A 19,726-nucleotide genomic window follows, 5' to 3' on the forward strand; every position below is an offset into this window, starting at 1 on the left:
ATCGCCATTGAAGTCGGCGACCCCGGCGACGCTCCAGGAAGCGTCGAGGATAACCGCCGCGCCTTGGTAGGTGATTGGCTGACTGGACCCGATTTGCGAACCATTCATGGTCCAGTCGTAGAGCGCGCCGTTGGTGTTGCGCCAAAGAACGTCAGCCATGCCATCGCCATTGAAGTCGGCGACCCCGGCGACGCTCCAGGAAGCGTCGAGGATAACCGCCGCGCCTTGGTAGGTGATTGGCTGACTGGACACAATTCGCGAACCGTTCATGGTCCAATCGTAGAGCGCGCCGTTGGTGTTGCGCCAAAGTACGTCAGCCATGCCATCGCCATTGAAGTCGCCGACCCCGGCGACTCTCGGCGGCGTAGCGACGATGACTTGCGCAGTCGTCGTACCCCACCAGGCATTCACACCGGAGCCGGTTGGAATATTGACCAGATTCGGGTCGTTGCTGACATATTCATTAGAGATCCAGAACCCGTCCGGATTGTTCGGATCCGCGACCGCCGACGAATAGGTTCCCCAGCGCTGCAGGCCGGTCGCGGTTGCCGACGATTCGAAAAAAGACGTGCTGGCGTGATACAGCGTCGGCGCGCCGAAGATCAGGGCCGGCCCGGCGACCACGTAATAGTCACTCGGAAACGTCGTGCTCGACGAAGCGGTGAAATTGATCAGCACGTCACCGGAGGCATTGACGGCGATGGAAGGGTTGAAGATCGCCACGCCTGCGCCAAGCCCGGTCGATGAGCCGGTGATTTCGCCATGCCCGGCAAGCACTGGCGACGAGGGATTGCTGACGTCATATTGAAACCATTCCACTGCCGGTTGCGACGTGGACGAAGCTTGCACTTCGCTGACGCCGAAAACGTAATTCTTTCCGTTGATTGTGCCATAGGCTAGGCTTTGGATGCGTGAGTCCAGCGCGTCGAGTTGTAGCGTCGTTCCATTCTGCGGAGCGGCGAAATTGCCGCCGCTGTTGCCGATGCTGGCGTTGCCGGGCGAAAGCGTCTGCACGGCGCTGAAGCCATTGGTAGCGTCGTAGGTTTGATAGGACAGTTCGACCTGCGAGCCGTTCGAATAAGCTCCGAAATAATAGGTCGTGTAGGTCGATCCCGAGAGGCCGGTGACCGGGCGCATGATGCCGTTGGCGCCCGGATCGACGCTCGCGGTGAGGCCGGTAATCGAGCCGCCGGCAGCGACGCTGCTTTCGGGCACAACCCACTGCGCGGTGCCCACCAGACCTGTGGAAACCTGAGCCGTCGTTACATAAATCTTGCCGCCGCCGACAGAAATATCCGGCATGTCGGGTGAACTTGGGCTTCCCGCCACAGACGGGCTGACCGGGAGATTGGCGACAGTCCAGGTGGCGTTTGGATTCGTTGCGACGGCGAAATCGAGGCCGTAACTGCCGTCGCTGTTCAGCACGACCGCGCTCAATACGTAATAGCCGGTGGAGCTGTCATAGGCGAGACGAGCGTCATAAATCGAGGTGACGCCCGTGCTTCCGAACAAGGCGGAGGAATAGAAGCTCAACGGCGCCGAAGTGACGCCTGTGGACAAATTTGTCCATTCCAGCTCCGAGCTTTCAGCGGTGACCACGTAGGATGGCCCGACCGCCAACGCGTTCTGCGGCGGATAATTGCCCGCGTCGGAAATGCCGTTCAGGCTCCAGTTGACAAACGACGCAACCATTGGAGGACTCCCCGAAAAGAGAGGGTCTGCACGTCATCGGCAGCGCGTCGCGCAACGGCGTTGACCACGCCGCGCTCGGGCTTCGTCAGCGAGAGCAAAAACGGCCGCATGAGCCGAGTCCGTGCGGCATGAAAATCACTGGCCTGATCCCTCTTTCTTGACCAACGCCTACGGGCGCGATCAATGACGAACAACCGACGCTGGCGGCCCCGGGCTCACGGCGAAGGTTGAAACCCGCGCCTCAGATTTTGTTCATCTTAGAATCGAATCGAGGCTCTAGTTTTTGTTTTTACGCGTTTTCTTCACGCCTACCGGTTTCCACTTCGCTTGCAAAACCTCTAATGAGCCCAACTCATAGATGAAGTGAGCCCGCGAACGTGCAGAACCATGCTATTCGCCCACAGGGCGATAAAATGAGAATCGGACCTGCCAGACCCGCCATTATTCGCGCGCTCTGGCTACGAACGCTCTCCACGGGGCGTTGGTGATCGCGGAAGAAATTTGTATCCAGGCCCATCCCGAGCTTAGGCCTCGCAACGACTCCGTCGTGACCGACATTCTCTTATTTGGCTAACGAAAGCTTATTACGCAAAGTGTTGCGTTCAGATTGAGAGATACAAGACAAATTGAGTTATTCGCTCAAATTGTTAACCGCGTTGCGAGTTTTCCTGCACCTTATCTCCCTGGAAACAGGGCTTATACCAAGTCTTCGAAATCATGACTCGGCGGGGAATTCCCGAATCAGCGTTTGTTTGATTCAAGAGGCGAACGATAGAGGTTCGCCGTGGCTGTTCCGCTTCGAGTTGATTTTGATGCGCGCATGACGAGGGCTGCGGCCAAACGGTCGAAGGATGGCGCCCAGGCGCGCCGGCTTTTGGCCTTGGCTGCGATCTATGACGGCGCCACCCAAGCATAGGCGGCCGAGATCGGCGGCGTGACGCGGCAAATCGTTCGCGACTGGGTGGTGAAGTTCAACGGGCATGGTCCGAATGGGCTCATCGACGGCAAACAGACTGGGGCGGCCCTCTTGAGACCGGGTCACCCGATCTTGAAATAGCCAGCGTGCACTAATGACGGCGCGATGCCAACGAAGTCGATCGCGCCGAAGGAGCCAAGCGATAGCAGGCTGCCGCGGGACCCGTCGCTCGTCAACGCGCTGACCGCCGCCGCTGCGCTGGAATAGCCGCCGAAACCATTGAAGAGGTCGATGACTTGTGCTCGGATCTCCGGAGTTGGGGCCGTCGGGCCCGTTTCGTAGATTGGCCAGCCAAAGAGGTAGTCCGAGTTAAATGTTATTGCATGATCGATCTGGGCGCTATCGACGGAGTCTTGGGGGGCTTCTTGTCGGACGTTCTTTGAGTGTTCTGGTATTTTTTTGGGACGTCACTGTACCCCTTTTTGTTCCGCATCGAGGTCAGGTCATTCCCTGAAAATTCGACCCCTTGGCGTATGAGCTGCAATTGAGATGATGCGACTCTCTTTCGTTTGATGAGGTCGAGAGAGGTGAGGATGTTTTTATAGAATGGAATCAGTCGGCAATGTGCAGAATGACATTTGAAAGAGTATACCAGCTAGCCGGTTGTCGTATATTCATGACTTGACGTTCGTCGAGAAAATTAGCATTGAGTTATCTGATCCTTATACGACATGGATCGTCTTTGTTCCGCGTGCAACCGTTCGCCGTGCCGATCGGTGTCGGCCACGTTAACCCAAGGCTGGTTTCCCGTGCTTGACGTGCTGTTTGCCGCTGACCGCAATCGCCGCGCTAAATTCGCTTGTCGAATTTGCGGTCAACATGGCGGCCTCCATCTACTTGACGCCGTGACGCCAGGCCGCACCTTCGAACTTTTTGAATGCCCTGGCTGCGGTTCATTTTTCTTTGATGGAGCAGATCCGGCCCTCAGATACACGGAAATGGAGATGCGGGACGAGTTGTGGCTCGACTATGTGCAGGCTGGAGCAGGCATCAGCAACATGCTGACTCCCTTATTCGCTTTTGATCTTGCGCCCTATCGAAGCCTTTTGGATTCGGGGTGCGGTTTCGGCTTTGTCGTCGATTTTTGGGCGTCGCGGGGCGGCAAGGCGACCGGTTTGGAGCCATCGAACTATGGAGAAATTGGTAGCGAGAAGCTCGGCATCGATGTCCGTTCCCAATATCTTGATGAATTTCTCAGCGAAAATCGAGAAGCACGGTTCGATATTGTCTATAGCAGTGAAGTGATCGAGCACACGCCTGATCCTGACGCTTACGCTGGATCGCTGGTTGAAGCCGTCACCGACAACGGCGTCATCGTGGTGACGACTCCCGCGATCTCAGCCATTCACGCCAATGCGGACGTGGGCGCCATGATTGCCGCGCTCTCTCCAGGGTTTCATTTCGGGATCATCTCGCCCGAAGCGCTGAAGGGCTTTTTCACGCGCCGCGGCCTGTATTGCCGGGTCCTGGAGCATGAGAACCAAACCTTGTGCTGGGCCAGTCGAAAGCCGCTTCCCGCTATTGATCCGTCAAAATTCTCCTGGCGAGATTATTTCAACTATCTAGAGACGCTATCGGGCAATGAAAATCCGCACCTGTCCGCGGGCGCCTTGAGTCGATTATTTAAGGATGCGCTGAATACGGGCGATGAGGCGTGGGCTGCGGCGGCCTATGATCGATTAACGCGGGTGGCGTTGGATTATTACGGACTGGATCTCGAGAACCCTGAAATCGGCGCGCTCCTCGAAATGCGTAAACCGCTTTCGGGTTTGAATCGCTTTCCCTCCTGGCTTGGCGGCGCGCTTCTCTTCGGCGGTCTCCATGTTGGGCATTCTCGTAACGACCGACGCACCAAGCTCCGGATGCTCGATGCGGCTCTCAAGGTTTTGGCGCGCAGAGCCGATGTCGATCGCCAATTTGGGCAAGAGGCGATGCATTTTCTTCCATTCGCGGAGCGGCAATATGTCATTGCTCTTTCTGAAGCGCTCACGGTAAGTCTGTGCAGTGCGGAGGGGACCAGCGAAGGCGATTTGCGCCACACGCTTAAAGGGCTGACATCGGTCCTGGATCAATTTCTCGCAGCGCCATCGGAGTTGACGGTTCATGACGCTCGATGAATTCGTGCCACGCCTTGTCGGGCGAAGTAGCTTATTGCTCGGCGAAGTAAGGCGCGAATTAGACGGAGTCGACCCGCAACATTCGAGCGCTCATTTCGCGGTTTATGTGAGCTACGATCGATTCGGCGTCGTGCACCGATATGTCGTCGAGCAGATTGCCGCGCTGGCTAACGCGGGGTTCCGCGTTATTTTCATTTCGCATTCTCCGAAATCGCGCGGATTCGATGCGTTGCTGCCGCATTGCGCGAAAATCATACACCGGAGAAATCTGGGTCACGATTTTGGGGCCTATCGCTATGGATTGCGTTTCATCAGGCGCTTGAACCCAGATCCGGGCGCGGTTTTGCTGATGAACGATTCTTGTTACGGGTTTTGCAATAATATCGATGAAGTTTGCTCTCACGTCGGTGACGGCAAAGCGGATTTATGGGGCTTAACGGAATCGTTCGAGCACGCTTATCACATACAAAGTTATTTTGTGCTCATTTCCAGGAGCTTATTCAAGGCGGCGTCATTCTGGAAATATTGGAATAAACTTCCAATTCACAGTAAAAGGGTTGATGTCATTCGCCATGGCGAAATTGGACTGACCCAAAGCGTTCTGCGCAACGGTTTCCGCGTTGGCGCGCTCGCTCCATATGAAGCTTTGGTCGACGATTGGTTTGATCGGCGCCGGCCAAGATATGGAGATAGCCGAAGCGAGAATGACTTTGTGGAAAGAATAGAGAATGCCCTAATGACCGCGCGCCCCGTCAATCCAGCTCATGTGTTCTGGGAGGGGCTGCTGGAAGATTTCCAGGCGCCTCTTCTGAAGCGCGATCTCCTCAGCCAGAATCCTCTGTCCGTCCCCGGTCTGCATAAGGTCGCGGCCGCGGTGAGCAAAAACGGGCGTGACTTCTCATCGGCCCTTGAACATTTGCGGTTTGCGAGACGGTGAAGCGGAAGAAATGAAATATTATCATTCGACCACCCGCGGAATCACCGGTATCGCCGCAGACCAAGTAACATTTGCCCGTTCGGCGCAACCCGCGGTCATCAATACGCGCATCGAACCGGCTTATGGAGCGGAAAATCTCCTTGCTGTCTATTCGACAGCGCCCGGCCAGCGCGGCGTGGGTTTTCTGGCCGCGTTCAAGGCAGGCGCGCTCCACACCGCGTGCATGAAATTAAGGCTCGGGAGCGCGAGCGCCATTCGTCTGGAGGTTCATGGACAGGCGACGCGGATGCACAAAGCCGTTGTGACGATCGCTTCCGACGGCTCGGTTCTTTCACAGGCGGAGGAGGTCAATGGCGTCGAAATAGACCTATGCGCGGATGGAACGATGGACATCCGCATGAGCTTCGTCCCTTTCCGCTCGCTGGTCGAATGGTTCTATGTTTTCGCCGTCGAAGAGCGATGCGAGCCCGAGAACGAAACCGACGAAGTCTTGTTCTCGATCGGCGCATTCAGGCTCCTTGCCAATCCCGCGCCCTTGAAGTTCCGCAGCATGGCGCATGCATCGGCAAGCATCGGGGGCGGCGTCATCGTAGCGTGCCAGAATTTAGTCGTCCTGCGCAATTACATCCATGTACAATTCGAAATACATAAGCCAGGCGCAAAGCTTGCCGGCCTCGATCTCATAAGCGTGCATCCGGTGGCGCATGCGCAGTGGTGGACGTGGAGCCCGCCTCTGACGAGAATGCGAGGAACGCCAGCCTCGCCGGATGCAGTGCGCCTCAAGGCCCAGAAGCCAAGCGCCCCTGTGCCTTCGCCCGCGCTGATCGATGTGCTCGGTTTTGATTTCGCTCACGAAGGCCATGCCATTACACTGCTATTCGCTGATTTGCTGGACTTCTCCCGGATGAACGTCGAAGAATCCGACAAGGTGTGCCAGATTGAAATCCTGGCGCATTTTGACGATGGATCTTCGCATGCCATCGATGTTTTGCGGCAACTGGCAAACACCAGCGATGAGGATCCATGGATTCCGCTCGTCGAGCGCCATCTGGAATCCGTGACGCTCCTGAAGAATGAATCGATGCCTTTTCTTGAAGCTGGCGCGCGAGGAACGGCGAGCGTCCAGATGCGGAGGCTCGTCTCCGCCTCCGGATGGCGCTATCTGGGACTTGATATTCTGGCGCATGAAAATGTCGACATCGTCGGCGATGCCCATCGAATGGGACCGGGGGTCGCCGACGGCTCCGTCGCTGCGGTCTATTCCTCCGAAGTTATGGAGCATCTCGTCTCGCCCATTGATTTCATACGCGAATGCAATCGCGTTCTGGCGGAAGGGGGGCTCTTTATCGCAAGGGTTCCGACGATCTGGCCCCTCCATGCCGAACCTTGGGATTTCTGGCGTATCAGCCAGCACGGCTGGCAGGGGCTCCTCAATCGAGGCACTGGATTCGAAATCATCGATGTCTGTGAATTCGGCCAGGCATCTGTCGTGCCATCGTCGCCTGTTTGGTCAGGAGCGAGCCGCATGACGCAGGATCCCGCCCCGCTTTTAAGCGGCGTAATCGCCCGAAAGATTGGCCAGCCGCTGAGCAGCCATTGGTCCACCGACGTCGCCTTCGGACATTACGATCACGCTTGAGCGTCCCGGTTCCGCTTCACTGGAGTTCCAGCGTCAGGCATTTTGCGGCGCCGCCAGCCTTGATGAACTGGGATAGCGGCGTGAGCGCGGGCGTCAGTCCGGCCTCGCGCAAACGCTCCTGCAAGGCGTGCGAGGCTTGATTGAGAATGACTTTTCGGTCGAGCGCGACGGCGTTACAGCAGAAGGTTTCGGCGTCGGCGGCCTCCACACATATGCGCTTGCCTTCCGGGACGATCGCTTCGATGCGCGCGCGCGACGCCGCATCGAAGGCGCCCGCGAAATACATCAGGTAACCGTCGGGCAGGGGGCAGAGGCAGGTGTCGAGATGGTAGAAACGCGGATCGGCGAGGGCGAGCGAAATGGCGCGTTTCGCGAAACGCGCTTCGAGAAAGGGCGCGATGTCCTCATGTGAGCGAAAGCCGTGGCCGACCCAGATCAGGTCGCGCGCGGCGTCATGAAGCGCGTCGCCGGCGCCCTCGAAATGCAGCTCGTCCGGCGGGTCGATGAGGTCAAAGCCTCGCTCGGTGAAAAAGGCGCGAAAAAAGGGCTCCTCGCCGCGCCGTTCCGGGCAGCGGAAACGGCTGACGACCACCTGCCGGCCGATGGGAAATCCGGCGTTGGCGGTGAAGACGAGATCGGGCAAAGCCGGTTGCGGGGCCATTACGGCGATTTCGGCGAGCGGCTCGATCAGGGCCTTGAGGCCGAGCCATTGTTTTCGGGCTTCTGTGGGATCGGTGCGGGCCGTTTGCCCTTCCATCCACGGATTGATGACATAGGCGACGCCGAAATGGTCCGGCGGGCACATCAATATGGTCTTGCGGCGCGGCTTTTCGTCCAAGGCGGGGCCTCCCGTGGCGGCGCCGACACCATAGAGGCGAATGGCTTCCCCGGCGAGGGGGAGCCCGGCGGACGCTGGGTCCGCCAGGCCAAGTCTTATACCAAGACGCACAGGTGAGAACCTGTGAGTATTGGTTAGGCGCGACTGCGCCCAAAAGCCCGTCGTGATACGGGCGTCATCCGACGCCCTTTTGGCTTATGCGAGGGATTCCTAGACCGCGACTCATCGCGGTCCAGAAGAGATGTCGTCAGGCGGCTTGCGAGGCGGCGAGAGGCGCCTGACGGATCAGGCAGTCGAAGGCCGAGAGCGCGGCGGTGGCGCCGTCGCCCATGGCGATGACGATCTGCTTATAGGGCGAGATGGTCGCGTCGCCGGCGGCGAACACGCCATGGGCCGAGGTCTCGCCACGGCGGTCGATCTCGATCTCGCCGCGCGGGCTGAGCTTGATCGCGCCCTTCAGCCATTCTGTATTGGGCAACAGGCCGATCTGGACGAACACGCCTTCGAGGTCGACGCGATGCGACGTGTCATTCGTCCGGTCCTTGTAGGACAGGCCGGTCACCTTGTCGCCGTCGCCATGCACCTCGGTCGTCAGCGCCGAGACGATGATCCGGACATTGGGCAGGGAACGCAGCTTATCCTGCAGCACGGCGTCGGCGCGCAGCTGGCTGTCGAACTCGATCAGCGTCACATGGGCGACGATGCCGGCGAGATCGATCGCCGCCTCGACGCCGGAATTGCCGCCGCCGATCACCGCCACGCGCTTGCCCTTAAACAGGGGTCCGTCGCAATGCGGGCAATAGGCCACGCCCTTGTTGCGATACTGGTCCTCGCCGGGCACGTTCATCTGCCGCCAGCGGGCGCCGGTGGAGAGGACGACCGTGCGCGCGGAAAGCGTCACGCCGCTGGCCAGCCGCACCTGCGCCAGTCCATTGGGCTGCGACGCGGGGATCAGCTCCACCGCAGTCTGCAGGTTCATGATGTCGACGTCATATTCCTTGACGTGCTGCTCCAGCGCGGCGGCCATTTTCGGGCCTTCGGTATGCTTGACGGAGATGAAATTTTCGATGGCCATTGTGTCCAGCACCTGGCCGCCGAAACGCTCGGCCACCACGCCCGTATTGATGCCCTTGCGCGCCGCATAGATCGCGGCCGCCGCGCCGGCGGGGCCGCCGCCGACGACGAGCACGTCGAAGGGGGGCTTGTCCTTAAGCTTCTCGGCGGCGCGCGCGGAGGCGCCCGTGTCGATCTTGGCCAGCAGCTGCTCCAGCCCCAGGCGGCCCTGCGCGAATAATTCGCCGTTCAGGAAGACGGCGGGCACGGCCATGACCTTGCGCGCCTCGACTTCGTCCTGGAACAGGGCGCCGTCGATCGCGACATGGTGTATGTGCGGATTGATCACGCTCATCAGGTTCAGCGCCTGCACCACGTCCGGGCAGTTCTGGCACGAGAGCGAGAAATAGGTCTCAAAATGATATTCGCCTTCGATCGCCTCGATCTGCTTGATCGTCTCGGCGGATTCCTTCGGCGGATTGCCGCCGACCTGCAGCAAGGCAAGGATCAGCGAGGTGAATTCATGGCCCATCGGCAGGCCCGCGAAGCTCACGCTGACGTCCGTGCCCGCGCGCTTGATAGCGAAGGAGGGCTTGCGCGCGTCGGTCCCGTCGCGCGACAGCGTGATCTTGGGCGATTGCGCGGCGATATCTTCCAGCAGGGCCAGCATCTCGCGCGACTTTTCTCCGTCGTCGAGCGAGGCGACCAGTTGGATCGGGTGGACGATGCGTTCGAAATAGGTTTGCAGCTGCGTCTTGATGGCGGCTTCCAGCATGGCGAAAGGGCTCCGGGTGAGAGGGAGAAAACGCGCCCGAGGAGGGCCGCTCCGAAGGAGGTGGCTCCGGGCCAAAAGGTCCGGAGCCTTGCCGCCGCAGAGGGCTTTTGGGCGGGATTAAATCTTGCCGACGAGGTCGAGCGACGGGGCGAGGGTCTTCTCGCCTTCCTTCCACTTGGCCGGGCAGACTTCGCCCGGGTGGCTCGCGACATATTGCACGGCCTTGATCTTGCGCAGGAGCTCGAGAGCGTCGCGGCCGACGCCGCCGGCGCTGACTTCGACAGTCTGGATCTTGCCGGCCGGATCGATGATGAAGGTTCCGCGATCGGCGAGGCCGGCCTCTTCAATCAGGACTTCGAAATTCTTCGAAATGGCGTGGGTCGGATCGCCGACCATCGTATATTCGATCTTGCCGATGGCCGGCGAGGTGTCGTGCCAGGCCTTGTGGCAGAAATGGGTGTCGGTCGAGACGGCGTAGATTTCAACGCCGAGCTTCTGGAAGGCGGCGTAATTTTCGGCGAGGTCTTCGAGTTCGGTCGGGCAGACGAAGGTGAAGTCGGCCGGATAGAAGAACACCACCGACCATTTGCCCTTCAGATCGGCTTCGGTGACCGGGATGAATTTGCCCTGCTTCAACGCCGTGGCGGCGAAGGGCTTGATCTCGGTATTGATGAGCGACATTTTTTTCTCCGGTGTAAGACCCGCCGGTCCGTTTTGTGCGGCGCGTCAATTCCTCGACGAACGGAACCTAGACGGCTCCCTTGATCGAGTAAAATTCAAAAAATAATTTTTATTGATCTATTTTTTCGATTAATGTCGGTTTCATGATACCGCTTCCCACTCTTCGCCAATTGCGTTTCCTCGTCGCCGTGGTCGAGCGCCGCCATTTTGGCGCTGCGGCGGAGGAATGCCTCGTCAGCCAGTCCGCGCTCAGCGCCGCGATCCAGGAACTTGAGGAGCTGCTCGGCGTCAAGCTGCTGGAGCGCACCAAGCGCGTGGTCATTCCGACCGCCGTGGGCCTTGACCTCGCCGATCGTGCGAAAAGCCTGTTGCGCGCCGCCGAGGAGCTGGTCGAGGCGGCGCATGACGCGCGCGATCCGCTCTCTGGCGCGCTGCAACTGGGCGTGATCCCGACCATCGGGCCGTTCCTGATCCCGCGCATCATGCCGGTTTTACGCGAGGCCTTCCCGAAACTGAAAATCTACATTCGCGAGGAGCAATCGGCGCCCATTCTGACCCGGCTCGAAAGCGGGCAGGCGGACGCCGCGATCATCGCCTTGCCCTATCCCTGCGAGGGGCTGGAGACGATGGAGCTGTCGCGCGACCGCTTTTATGTGGTCTTCCCGCCCGATCACCGCCTTGCGGGGCGCAAGAAAATCCGCCCGCAGGATATGGCGGCGGAGGATCTGCTGCTGCTGGAGGACGGCCATTGCCTGCGCGAGCACGCGCTCGCCGCCTGTTCGCTGGAGGGCGCGCGGCGCAACAGCGGTTTCCAGGGCACCAGTCTTCATACTCTTGTGCAGATGGCCGCCAATGGCCTGGGCGTGACCCTCGTGCCAGAAATGGCCATCGACGCCGGCATCCTGCGCGGCCTGAACCTCGCCGCCACGCCGCTGGAGGATGACAGCCCGCCGCGCATCATCGCGCTGGCCTGGCGCCTGTCATCGAGCCGCAAAGCCATGTTCCGGCAATTGGGCGAGGTTTTGAGCGGGGCGCTGAAGGCTGGGGCGCAAGAGGGGCACATGGAAGAGGGGCGCATGGAAGGCGCGGAAGCGCCCGCCCTCACGTCCCCATATTCTCCTTCACCGTCTCGATCAGCTGTTTCAGGGTGAAGGGTTTGGGCATGAAGCCAAATTCTTCGCCCTCGGGCAGGTTTTTCGCGAAAGCGTCCTCGGCATAGCCCGAGACGAAGACCACGCGGCATTTGATGCCGCGCTTGCGCAATTCGCCGAACATGGTCGGGCCGTCCATTTCCGGCATGACCACGTCTGACACGACGAGATCGATGCTGTCCTGGGCCTGATCGACCACGCGGAGGGCGTCGGCACCGTTTTCCGCCTCCAGCACGGTATAGCCGCGCGAGGTCAGCGCGCGGGCGCCGAAAGCGCGCACCGCTTCCTCATCCTCGACCAGCAGCACCACGCCGCGCCCGGTATGGTCGGCGGAGCCTTTTTTCTCCTCCTCGACCTTGGGCGCCTCCATCGGCGCCTCGACCGGGATGTGGCGGGTCAGGAAGATGCGGAAAGTGGTGCCGCGCCCGACCTGCGAATCACAGAAGATGAAGCCGCCAGTCTGCTTGACGATGCCATAGACCATCGACAGGCCGAGGCCGGTGCCCTTGCCGAATTCCTTGGTGGTGAAGAAGGGGTCGAAGATCTTGTCGCGGATGTCGGCGGGAATGCCGGTGCCGGTGTCCTCGACCTCAACCACCACATAATCGGCCGGGGGCAGCAGTTTCTCACCATAGGCCGCGCATTCGGACGCCGAGACATTCTTGGTGCGCAGGAAAATCTTGCCGCCGTCCGGCATGGCGTCGCGGGCGTTGACGATCAGATTGACGACGACCTGCTCGAATTGGTTGAGATCGGCCTTGACCAGCCAGAGGTCGCGGCCCTGGCGCAGATCGACCTCGATCTTCTCGCCGACAAGACGGCGGGTGAGCATCTGCAATTCGGACAGAACGTCGCCAAGCTGGAGCACTTGCGGACGCAGGGTCTGGCGGCGCGAGAAGGCCAGCAGCTGACGCACAAGGCCAGCCGCGCGATTGGCGTTCTGCTTGATCTGCATGATGTCCTGGAAGGACGGATCGGTCGGGCGGTGATTGGCGAGCAGAAGCTCGGAATAGCCGATGATCGCGGTCAGGACATTGTTGAAGTCATGGGCGATGCCGCCCGCAAGCTGCCCCACGGCCTGCATTTTCTGGGATTGGTGCAACTGCTCCTCGCGGTTGCGCTCTTCGGTCGTGTCGAGCGCGAAGACCACGGCGCCGCGCAGGTTGGCCTCGTCATTGGGATTGACGAAGAGCCGCGCCGAGCGGGGCGAGTTTTGCAGCGCCGCGTCAATCGGGTCGTTGCTCTCGCTGCCGCTCGCCGCCGCCGCGATGGCCGCCAGCAGCGCCTCGCGGTGCGGTTCGGCGATGCCATTGGCGATCAGCCTCTTGCCGCCGGAAACGTCCTGCAGCGCGCCCGGCAGCAATTTGGCGAAGGCGGCGTTGGAACGCTGGATCGCGCCGTCGCGGTCCACCGTCGCGATGGCCATGGGCGTGGAATTGAAGAATCGCGCGAAGCGCACTTCGGCCGCGCGGGCCTCCTCGGCGGGCTCCTCGCCGGGCGCGCGGTTGAGCGCCAGCGTGCGCGATGCGCCGGGCAGGCCGTCATGGCCATAGGCGACGCGGTGCAGCAGGCGCACCGGCAGGCGCAGCCCGTCGCGGCGGCGCAGGTCGAGGTCGATCTGCTCGGTGCGCACGGCGGAGGGCGGCCCCTTGCCGGGGTCGAGCAGGGCCGCGGCGTCGCCGGCGACGATGTCGCGCAAGGCAAGGCCGCCCGAGCCGACCTGGGCGAGGTCGAAGTCGAGCCAGCCCGCCAGCGTGGCGTTCATGTAAGAAATATTGCCGTTGGGGTCGGTCGAGAAAAAGCCGGCGGGGGCGTGATCGAGGAAGTCGATCGCGTGTTGCAGCTCCTGGAAGATGTTCTCGTGGCGCTCGCGCTCGCGGGTGACGTCGGAAATGGTCCACAGGGCCGCCGGCGGGCCGGAGGGACGTTCGATGGGCCGGACGCGGATGCGGTACCAGCCGAATTCGCCTTCGCCGAGCAAAGGCGGGGTGAGGCGCAATTCCTCGGCGCCGCGTTTGCCTTCGCGCGCCGCCTGCGCGAGCCGGTAGAGCGGCTCCGCCACTTCCGGCGCGCCGGAAAAGAGACGATCGACGGTGCGCAGGCCCGGGCCGTCCGCCGCCCCCGACAAAGCCATATAGGTCTCGTTGGCGTAGATGATCCTGCTTTCGCCCTCGGTCACGAGGAGGCCGTCGGGGCTTGAATCCGCGATGATCTTGGTGACGTCGTTGCGCGATTGCGCCCCGGCCATTTGCAGGAAGCCGACCGCATAGGCGAGCAGGGCGGAAATGCCGATGAAAGCGAGAAAGCCCAGCAGAGCCAGGATGAGCCGCGTCGCGTGATCATGCGGGAGAAAGGAAAAGCCGGCCATGACCGCGACGAGCGCTACGGCGAGCAGCAGCACCATGCCGGGGCTTCCCGCGCGCTCCGAACGGTCGACGCTGGAATGGGGGTTTGTCTGGCTCATGTAATCCTGTGCAACAACCGCGTCCGGCGCCCGCGAAATTTTCGCGATTGAGGACAATCCGCAATCCGGCGACGCTTCGCCGGGCGGCGGCCTGGGGGAAGGCGCGCCGCTTCCGCCTTTATGCGCCAATAATCTGAAGGATTCGTGGTCGGGTTGAAAGGAGAATTGTCGCCGTCCGGCGCGGGATGTTCATGCCAATTAACCAAATTTTAACCTTTCTTGCGCAGCGGCGCGGCCCCTGCGATATAGATAAAAGTGAATTGGTCGGAGTTTTCAGGAGTAGGCGGCGGCCATGCCGACATTTTTTCAAGACAATCGCATGCTGGCCTGGATCTTGGCGGGCGTCGCATTTCTCGTCGCGTTCGTTCTGATCCTCAAGATCGTCGAGATCGTGGTTGACTTGCGCCGGCGTCTGCCGGGCGGGTCGCGGTCGCGCCAATTGCGGCTCGGCTTCGTCGAATCCTTCGATCTCGATGGCGAGCGCCAGTTGCTGCTGGTGCGCCGGGACAATCTCGAACATTTGCTTATGATCGGCGGTCCGAACGATGTTCTGGTCGAATCCGGCATCGTTCGGGTCGAGCCGCGCGAGGCCCGTCAGCCGCGTGTGGCCGAGGCCGCCGGGGGCATCGCGCCTCCGCCAGCGCCGCCGCCCACGATCCCGCATCATGCCGCGCAGGTCGAGCCGCCGCCGCCCGCCGAGCCTGTCGCGCCCGCGCCCTCTCAAACGCCCTTGCCAGCGCCTGTGCCTCCGCACCTGGAGTTTTCGCCGGCTCCGCCGCATCCGCTGCTCGATCCGGCGCTCTCCATGCCGCGCCCTTCGGAGCCGGATGCTCCGCCGCCTCCCGCGCCCGAATTCATTGCCGAGCCGGAGCCCGTCCTTCCGCCCGAGCCCGTCCTTCCGCCGGAGCCTGCGCCGCCGCCTCCGCCGCTAGAGCCCTTCGTTCCGCCGCCGCCCGCCGCCGCGCCTGTCCAGTCGCAGCCCGAGCGTCCGCCGTCGCGTTTCCCTCTTCCGCCGCGTGTCGGTCCCTCGCGGCCGCCGTCTTTCACGCCGTCTTCGCGCTTCATGCCGCCAAATCCGGCAGGCGGCGGAGAACCGGGCGTCAAGCCGCGCTTCGTCATGCCGCCGCTGGCGCGTCGCGCCCCGCCGCCTCCGCCTTCCGATCAGCCTCCGGCCGAGACGCCCGCCGCTCCGCAGCCATCGGCCACGCCCAGCGCGCCTCCGCCTACTTCGCCTCTGGCCAATTTGCCGCCGCTGCCGCCCTTGCCGCCCTTCGTGCCGCCATCGGCCCCCGACGCCCGGCCAGAGCGCGAGCCCGAGGCCCATGCGGACTCCGCTCCCGAAGCCAAGCCGGACTCCAGGCCAGATCCGGATTTCGAGCCGCTGGATTCGCTTGAAGAGGAAATGGCCAAGTTGCTTGGCCGTCCGCTGAAAAAATAATGCGACTTATCTGAGAGAAAAGCGGCGCGAAGGGCGGGACGTCTTTCGCGCCGCAATGTTTATGGCGCTCGGCCCAAGAAAATTCGGGCGAACAAGAAAATCTGGACGAAAAAAAGCCGCGCTCACCGGGAAGCGCGGCTTTGGACTCGAACCGGAGTTCGGGCGATTCAATCGTCGCGATAGACGCGTTCGCGGCGTTCGTGGCGTTCCTGCGCTTCAATCGACAGGGTCGCGATCGGGCGGGCGTCGAGGCGTTTCAGCGAAATCTGGTCGCCGGTTTCCTCGCAATAGCCATAGGTGCCGTCGTCGATCCTGCCGATGGCGGCGTCGATCTTCGAGATCAGCTTGCGCTGGCGGTCGCGGGCGCGCAATTCAATGGCGCGGTCCGTTTCCGACGAGGCGCGGTCGGCGATGTCGGCGTGATTCTCGCTTTCAGCCTGTAGGGCGGCGAGGGTTTCGCGCGCCTCCTGAAGGATTTCGTCTTTCCAGTTCAATAATTTACGGCGGAAATATTCTCTCTGCCGCTCGTTCATGAACGGTTCGTCGTCAGTCGGGCGGTATGTGTCCGTTTCATTGGCCGGGGCCATGAGTTCAAATCTCCCCAACGAATTGCGCGGCCTATATATAGCGCGGCGCGGAACTCCACAATCCAGCGTTTGAGAATCCCTGAAAATAGAGCAGTGGCATGAAAATGGCGGGGCAGAGCGGCCGCGTTGCCTCTGGTCTGGCGCGGTCTTCGAGCCGGTTAAAGCTCCGCGATGCGCGAACTGGTCTCGGCCTCGCGCCGAAACGGCTCCAGCCGCATGGCCGAACTGACGCCGGACGCGATGAGAATCGAGAGGCGGCAGGGCGGCAGGTCGTCGCCACGGCGCAGGCTGGCGGTCCAGCAGGCCTCGGCGCCTGAATCGAGCGAGGCCGACGGGTCCGGGCAGGGCTTCGTCAGGGCGGCCGTCCCGGGCTTGCCGGAGGACGAACCGACGAGCAGGCGGAGCAGGGTGGCGACAAAGGGATCGCTCGCGCCGGGGGCGCCCTGGGTACGGAACCATCGCCTTTTTTTCATTTTTTTTCCTTCTGGTTCGGGCGGCCTGCGAAATGTGTAAACTTTTCAATAAACGTGATTAATTTACAGTAACGAGTGTTAATCATAGCGAATGAAATGTAAAGATTTCATTCGTAATTTCCGGCGTGCTTCGCTAGAATTTTGTCGAAACTGTGGATGTTTTCTGTATGTTCCGGACTGCGCGCTTGCAATCCGAGAACGGCCCGTTTGACGGCAAGGATGTCAGCATGAGCGCGACTTTCGAACAGAATGCGGAATTCCTTGCCCTGGCGGCGCGCGAAGCCCGCGACGAGACGCGCCGCCTGCTGTCGCGGCTTGAGATCGTCATCGCAGGCCTCTCAGCCAAAGACCCTGCCGCAGGGCTGGAGCTGCGCCGGTCGACGGTCGAGTTTCTCGCGGCGGCGGGCGATGGCCAGGCGCGGCGCGGCGAGACCTATCTGTCGGTAGTGGGGCGTCCGCCGAGCGAGCGGGCCAGCGAGATCGAGCCGATGATTGTCGAAATGCTCGAAGGCGAGCCCGGCGGCATGCATGTCGACGCCGTTTTCGAGCTACTGACTGAAATGGGCTTCGAAATTACAAAGGGCAACCTCTCTGTAAAATTACATCGCATGCTCAAGGCCGGACGGCTGGTCTCAACCGCGCGCGGCTTTTACGCGCTCTCGACCATGGAGCGCGCGCGCCGCCAGGCGATGTGAGGCGGCGGCTTTGAACCGCGGAGAGCGCCGATGGAGTTTCTTTTTCCGATCGTCATTTTCGCTCTGGCCGTGCTGTTGGCCGGCTTGCGCATCGCGCGGCAATATGAACGATGCGTGGTGCTGCGGTTCGGCCGTTATGTCGCCACGCGCGGCCCCGGCCTGTTCTGGATCATTCCATTGGTCGATGTCGCGATCCGCGTCGACCTTCGCGTCGTCACCACGGCCGTCGCGGGGCAGGAGGCGATCAGCCGCGACAATGTGCCGATCAAGATCGACGCGGTGATCTGGCGGCGCATCGTCAAGGCCGAGCTTTCGGTCTTCGAGGTGCGCAATGTCGAGGACGCCGTGACCCAGGTGGCGATTACCACCTTGCGCGACGTGATCGGCCGCCACACGCTTGACGATATCCTCAAGGAGCAGTCGCAGATTGCCGGCGTGCTGCAAAGCGCCATCGACGCAGTCACCGAGCCCTGGGGCGTCAAGGTCGAGCGCGTGGCGATGAAAAGCGTCGAAATTCCGCCGACCATGCAGCGCGCCATGGCGCAGGAGGCCGAAGCGTTGCGCGAAAAGCGCGCGCGGCTCATCAAGGCCGAAGCGGAAACGGAAGCAGCGGAAAAATTGCGTCAGGCCGCCGAGCAGATGATGACCTCGCCAGCCGCGCTCGAACTGCGCCGCATGCAGATGCTGACCGAAGTCGGCGCCGAGCAGAACACGATGACGATCGTGATGATGCCAAGCGAATTCGTCGAAGCCGCGCGGGCTTTCGCCCGCAAAACGGGCGATTGACGGCCCCTGTCTGAGTAGTTTCCGAGCCTGTTTTCGCAGGACGCTCTCAATTACCGTCGTTTGATTCCGTGATGTGCGCCTGCATGCTCGCATGGTCTAAAGGCACGGATAAACGTGATAAACCGTCGCAATATTATTGGTTTTAGCCGCGCCGACAACCGCCTTCATTTTCTGGTAATCTTTCAGATTCGAGTTTTGTTTTGCATGGATGAAAAAACAACACGAAAATAACGCGCCAATACGATCAATTCGACGTAAGGAGAACTCTCAATGCGCAAATATGCATTCGCCATTGCTGCTGCGGCGGCTCTTTTTTTCCCCATTTCGGCAAATTCTCAACAGATTGAGTTTGGACCGGGAGGCGTCCGCATAGACGGCGACCGGGACCGGGGGGAGTATCGGCCTAGGGAAGAATATCGGCCTCGGGAGGAATATCGGCATCGGGGCAGGGGGTGTGAGCAATTGCGGTGGGCTTGCCAGCATAAGGAAGAGTTGGGCGAGCAGGGCGCGGGCAACTGCCGCAGATACCGCGAGACTTGCGGATAATACCTTTCGACATCGCGGTTCGCTGCCGAACAAACGCGCCGATTGATGTTGCCCCCCATATTGCGAAATGCGCGCCTCGCGCCAAATGTGTGCGGCGGCTCGATCGCGCAAGTTGCCGTCGAGGCTCGCTCTGTTCTGCGTCCAGAAGGCCTCCGGCCCATGACCGCAACCCGCCGCTTCCTGCCAATCGGCGTTCGCCGGAAGCGGCTTGTTGCGGTCCTACGACAGAAGGTCGCGCCAGCGGCTGCCGCACACTCAGTGGACGTTCCGATAGCAAAATAGGAAATGGTATCATGTCACCACAATTGCCAAGCCAGTGAGTCTTTGGGAAAGCGCTGCGGCGCATCCTTTTTATTGGAGGCCTTCGGCACTGCAGCATGAAGTACTTGTGCTTTAGCTTGGAATATAAAGAGTTGATGTCGTTTCATAGTGATTCATTAACCATGATCTGCTGCACTGAAGCCTCAATCCTTTTCAGAGGACGCTTCATGATCTTGGGCATAATGAATCAGAAGGGCGGCGTCGGAAGAACGACCATTGCGATCAATCTGGCGGCCTGTTTCAGCCGCGCTGGCGCGCGCGTGCTGCTGGTGGACGCCGATCCGCAGCGTAGCGCGCTCTCTTGGGTCGGGGCGCGCGATGACGAGCCGCCCTTCGACGTGAAGGGCATGGCCGAGCCTATCCTCCACCGCGAAATCCCTGCCCTGGGGCGCAATTACGATATTGTGGTGATAGATGGCGCGTCGCGGCTGGATCATCTGACGCGCTCCTTGATCATGGCCAGCGATGTGGTTCTCGTGCCCGTTCAGCCGTCGCCCTATGACATCTGGGCGACCGCCAATACGGTCGAGTTGATCCGCGACGGCCGCAAATATAAC

The 19,726-nt window shown here is 61.0% G+C and carries 15 protein-coding genes and 1 pseudogene; 9 read left to right on the top strand and 7 right to left on the bottom strand.

Annotated features, from left to right (window positions below; genetic code table 11):
• Nucleotides 1-1,692: VCBS repeat-containing protein (locus QZ409_RS14110; protein ID WP_296712516.1), on the bottom strand; the 1,692-nt coding region annotated here is incomplete at its 3' end.
• Nucleotides 1,693-2,554: 862 nt separating this feature from the next.
• On the opposite strand from QZ409_RS14110, the pseudogene QZ409_RS14115 reads away from it, so the two are divergent.
• The 4 genes and pseudogenes from QZ409_RS14115 to QZ409_RS14130 form a co-directional block, all read left to right on the top strand.
• Nucleotides 2,555-2,695 (top strand): annotated as a pseudogene (locus tag QZ409_RS14115) (helix-turn-helix domain-containing protein); the annotation flags it as partial.
• A 722-nt stretch (nucleotides 2,696-3,417) separates the two neighbouring features.
• A complete protein-coding gene (locus tag QZ409_RS14120) occupies nucleotides 3,418-4,785 on the top strand; it encodes a methyltransferase domain-containing protein (protein ID WP_296712518.1) in 1,368 nt (455 codons plus the stop codon).
• On the top strand, nucleotides 4,772-5,722 hold the full coding sequence (locus tag QZ409_RS14125) for a rhamnan synthesis F family protein (protein WP_296712519.1): 951 nt from the start codon (nucleotides 4,772-4,774) through the stop codon (nucleotides 5,720-5,722). The genes QZ409_RS14120 and QZ409_RS14125 overlap by 14 nt, the downstream gene beginning before the upstream one ends.
• A gap of 385 nt (nucleotides 5,723-6,107) precedes the next feature.
• Nucleotides 6,108-7,361 (top strand): methyltransferase domain-containing protein, encoded by a 1,254-nt coding sequence (locus QZ409_RS14130; protein ID WP_296712521.1) that lies wholly within the window; start codon nucleotides 6,108-6,110, stop codon nucleotides 7,359-7,361.
• Between the two features lie 16 nt (nucleotides 7,362-7,377).
• Here the strand turns inward: QZ409_RS14130 and QZ409_RS14135 are convergent, their stop codons facing one another.
• From QZ409_RS14135 to ahpC, 3 genes are all read right to left on the bottom strand, one after another.
• Nucleotides 7,378-8,199, bottom strand: a complete 822-nt coding sequence (locus QZ409_RS14135; protein ID WP_296712523.1) for an arginine deiminase-related protein — start codon at nucleotides 8,197-8,199, stop codon at nucleotides 7,378-7,380.
• A 247-nt stretch (nucleotides 8,200-8,446) separates the two neighbouring features.
• Nucleotides 8,447-10,027, bottom strand: a complete 1,581-nt coding sequence (gene ahpF / locus QZ409_RS14140; RefSeq protein WP_296712525.1) for an alkyl hydroperoxide reductase subunit F — start codon at nucleotides 10,025-10,027, stop codon at nucleotides 8,447-8,449.
• Nucleotides 10,028-10,144: 117 nt separating this feature from the next.
• Nucleotides 10,145-10,708 carry an alkyl hydroperoxide reductase subunit C gene (gene ahpC / locus QZ409_RS14145; RefSeq protein ID WP_296712526.1) on the bottom strand — a complete coding sequence of 188 codons (564 nt, stop codon included), beginning with the start codon at nucleotides 10,706-10,708 and terminating at the stop codon, nucleotides 10,145-10,147.
• Between the two features lie 143 nt (nucleotides 10,709-10,851).
• Here ahpC and QZ409_RS14150 point away from each other — a divergent pair, with 143 nt between their 5' ends.
• On the top strand, nucleotides 10,852-11,859 hold the full coding sequence (locus QZ409_RS14150) for a hydrogen peroxide-inducible genes activator (RefSeq protein WP_296712528.1): 1,008 nt from the start codon (nucleotides 10,852-10,854) through the stop codon (nucleotides 11,857-11,859).
• Here QZ409_RS14150 and QZ409_RS14155 read toward each other — a convergent pair.
• Nucleotides 11,810-14,323: a PAS domain-containing sensor histidine kinase gene (locus QZ409_RS14155; RefSeq protein WP_296712530.1), complete on the bottom strand. Its 2,514-nt coding sequence runs from the start codon at nucleotides 14,321-14,323 to the stop codon at nucleotides 11,810-11,812. The two genes, QZ409_RS14150 and QZ409_RS14155, sit on opposite strands and share 50 nt — an antisense overlap.
• Nucleotides 14,324-14,615: 292 nt before the next feature.
• Between QZ409_RS14155 and QZ409_RS14160 the strand changes: the two genes are divergently transcribed.
• Nucleotides 14,616-15,761 carry a hypothetical protein gene (locus QZ409_RS14160; RefSeq protein WP_296712532.1) on the top strand — a complete coding sequence of 382 codons (1,146 nt, stop codon included), beginning with the start codon at nucleotides 14,616-14,618 and terminating at the stop codon, nucleotides 15,759-15,761.
• A 167-nt stretch (nucleotides 15,762-15,928) separates the two neighbouring features.
• Here QZ409_RS14160 and dksA read toward each other — a convergent pair whose 3' ends face one another.
• Together dksA and QZ409_RS14170 are read right to left on the bottom strand one after the other, a co-directional pair.
• Nucleotides 15,929-16,348: an RNA polymerase-binding protein DksA gene (gene dksA, locus QZ409_RS14165; RefSeq protein WP_283365054.1), complete on the bottom strand. Its 420-nt coding sequence runs from the start codon at nucleotides 16,346-16,348 to the stop codon at nucleotides 15,929-15,931.
• A gap of 158 nt (nucleotides 16,349-16,506) precedes the next feature.
• Complete coding sequence (locus tag QZ409_RS14170) at nucleotides 16,507-16,821, bottom strand: hypothetical protein (RefSeq protein ID WP_296712535.1); 315 nt, start codon at nucleotides 16,819-16,821, stop codon at nucleotides 16,507-16,509.
• Nucleotides 16,822-17,048: 227 nt separating this feature from the next.
• Between QZ409_RS14170 and QZ409_RS14175 the strand changes: the two genes are divergently transcribed.
• From QZ409_RS14175 to QZ409_RS14190, 3 genes are all read left to right on the top strand, one after another.
• Nucleotides 17,049-17,516, top strand: coding sequence for a hypothetical protein (locus QZ409_RS14175; RefSeq protein ID WP_296712537.1), 468 nt, complete (start codon nucleotides 17,049-17,051; stop codon nucleotides 17,514-17,516).
• Nucleotides 17,517-17,546: 30 nt separating this feature from the next.
• Nucleotides 17,547-18,302 carry an SPFH domain-containing protein gene (locus QZ409_RS14180; protein WP_296712538.1) on the top strand — a complete coding sequence of 252 codons (756 nt, stop codon included), beginning with the start codon at nucleotides 17,547-17,549 and terminating at the stop codon, nucleotides 18,300-18,302.
• A gap of 1,034 nt (nucleotides 18,303-19,336) precedes the next feature.
• The coding region (locus QZ409_RS14190) for an AAA family ATPase (protein ID WP_296712542.1) at nucleotides 19,337-19,726 on the top strand (390 nt) is incomplete at its 3' end.

The sequence above is a fragment of the Rhodoblastus sp. genome (assembly GCF_019449565.1).
Lineage (GTDB): Bacteria > Pseudomonadota > Alphaproteobacteria > Rhizobiales > Beijerinckiaceae > Rhodoblastus.